Origin of the sequence: Protofrankia sp. CiP1_Cm_nod1 (assembly GCF_920888515.1) — a bacterium.
Classification (GTDB): Bacteria; Actinomycetota; Actinomycetes; order Frankiales; family Frankiaceae; genus Protofrankia.
This window is the reverse complement of the sequence record NZ_CAKKTM010000295.1, coordinates 1-2,289: the sequence shown is the minus strand read 5'-3', so window position 1 is coordinate 2,289 and position 2,289 is coordinate 1. Positions and strand designations below refer to the sequence as shown.

Sequence of the window (2,289 nt, the reverse complement as noted above, 5' to 3'; positions counted from 1 at the left end):
ACTGGAACCGGCCGGACAGGGAGCTGGCGCGGTGACGGGTAACCGCCCCGTTTCCAGCTCCCCATCCGACCAGTCACCCCGGTCGCCCGGTCGTTCCCCAACGTCGGCCTGCGCCCCGGATGGCGCCTGCGAGTCCGCCAGCCCGCGAACGACGTCCGCGATCTGGCGTCGGAGTCCTTCCGCGTCCAGGTTCCGCACGTTGGTCGCGTTCAGATCAATCGCTGGACCGTCCGGCCCCGACGTCACGGTCACCGTCACGTCCCCGACACGGGTCCGAAGCCAGGTGACGACCACCGTGGCACACCCGGTTCCGGCAGCGCCGAGCAACGCCAGGATCGACGGCCAATCCACAACCTCGCCCCAAGCCGCACCGCGGTGGCTCCCCGATCGTCACCTGGTGCCGCTCGACCGGCACGTAAGACACGTCCGCTGCTGGATCGGGGCCGGCAGCGAAAGACTCTCGCTGCTCTGCCCCGAGTGTGCCGCCCCGGACGGAGCTGCCAGTATCCCCTGGCTGGTCGTGCCGTTCCGAGGCGAGGTCAAACCTCCAGAGAGCCTCGGCAGAGCCGTCCCCATCGACACCTGGGTACGACAATCCCCCCGTTTTTTCCTGCGTTTATTAAACGGCCGAAGCGCAGGGACCGTCAATGGCTACACACCGATACTGACAGCTAACGATCCGCGATCGTTATGATCGTGGCAGTAAATCGATCAGCCGGTGCCGCCGTCCCTTCGCGTGCGACATACGACGCGGGGAAACCGGATCCGCTGCGACCGCGGACTCCGATGAGACACGGCGGCCGGCAGCGGATGATCCGATCGACGTCAGCATCTCCACACGTGCGCCGGCGCCCACCTGCGACCGTGGAGCCGTCCAGCGACAACACTTCAGATCTTGAAACATCCCATGAACCCCGCCAAAGGCAGCTCGCGAATATTCGAACGAAAACGCTCCTCGACGGTGTCGCGCTGTGCGCGACACCGTCATATGTCCCTTACGGATTTCGTGCCACCCGGTGCCGTTTGATACACCCCGGTTTCGCCGTCCGGGAACTACGCGATGACGTGTCATCGCAGCCCACAGTGGATGTATTCGCGGATCGGGCACGCCACTCGGACGGCGTGTTCCACCGGTTCTGACCGGAGAAACCGGTCCCGTCTCCGCGCACCCGTGCTACCGACCACCGGGAAACCGCACGACTCACCACCAGATCATGATCGACTGGTCTGTGACCGGGCGGGGCTGGGACGGACGTGCCGCGCGGTCCTCGGAGTCAGCGGGCCTGGCCGGGCAGGGACGTCCAGCGGTCCGGGTTGGGGCCGCCGAGCCAGCGGTCGATGTCCGCGCGCCACCACACCCGGGTGCCGCCCCAGGTCCGGGTGCGATTGACCGTCGCGGCCGGCGCGGGGGCGACGGGATCGATCCGCAGTCGGCGGTCGACGGCCTGCCGGGTCAGGCCGAGGACGACGGCGATGTCGGAGGACCCCACGAACACCGGCGGCTCATCCACGGGACCCGACGATAACCGGCCCGCTCCCAGGCCCGCTCTGGATCCGGGAGGGCGACACCCCGCCGGCATGGGCAGACCACGCCCATGCCGGCACGGCCGCCGACCAGCCGCGATGACAGCCGCGATGAGCGCGGCGATGACATGTCATCGCCGATGCGACCGGTTCTGTTTCCGATGCCGGTTCCGGTTCGACCGGTCTGATTCACCCAGCGAGGGACGCGGGCTTTCGCGTGTCGACGTGCCACCGGATTCCGGGCCGGAGCACGGTGCCGTATGCGCGGAATGAGATGTCCATGATGACGGATGACGAACAGTGATTGCCACGGTGAAGGTGCTGGGGTTACGGGCCCGGGACTTTACCGATGTTGCCGCGGCGGCCCGGCGGGTCGTCGACTACGTCCACGGCACCCCGACCGCATCCGAAACCGTCCGCCACGGCCCTGCGGGCTACTACAGCGCCGGGACGGCTCGCGGGCGGGCGCGGGGTTCCGGCGCGGATCTGCTCGGGCTGCGCGGCCAGGTCGATCCGGTGCACCTACAGCGGCTGCTGTGCGGGCTGCACGCCCGCACCGGACTGCCGGTGCTGCCCGCGGCCGGGTCGGCCGGTCGGGCCACCCTCGGTACCCCGTCGGCCATCGGCACCCCGTCGACGGCGGGGCAGGGGCAGGATGATGTCCTGACCTTGCGGGAGGCGGCGGCGATCCTCGGGGTCGGAGCGTCCTATCTGCGGCGGCTCGCGCAGCGCACCGCCGCGCGCGGCACCGGCAGGCGATCCGAC

General features: G+C 69.2%; 3 protein-coding genes. 1 reads left to right on the top strand and 2 read right to left on the bottom strand.

Annotation, left to right across the window (positions count from 1 at the left end; translation table 11 throughout):
- Nucleotides 1-351, bottom strand: a 351-nt coding sequence (locus tag NBX02_RS23175; RefSeq protein WP_445548413.1) for an effector-associated constant component EACC1, incomplete at its 3' end; no start/stop codon positions are given.
- Between the two features lie 923 nt (nt 352-1,274).
- Nucleotides 1,275-1,496: a hypothetical protein gene (locus NBX02_RS13305; RefSeq protein WP_250284034.1), complete on the bottom strand. Its 222-nt coding sequence runs from the start codon at nt 1,494-1,496 to the stop codon at nt 1,275-1,277.
- 328 nt (nt 1,497-1,824) lie between these two features.
- Here NBX02_RS13305 and NBX02_RS13300 point away from each other — a divergent pair.
- The coding region (locus NBX02_RS13300) for a relaxase domain-containing protein (RefSeq protein ID WP_250291572.1) at nt 1,825-2,289 on the top strand (465 nt) is incomplete at its 3' end.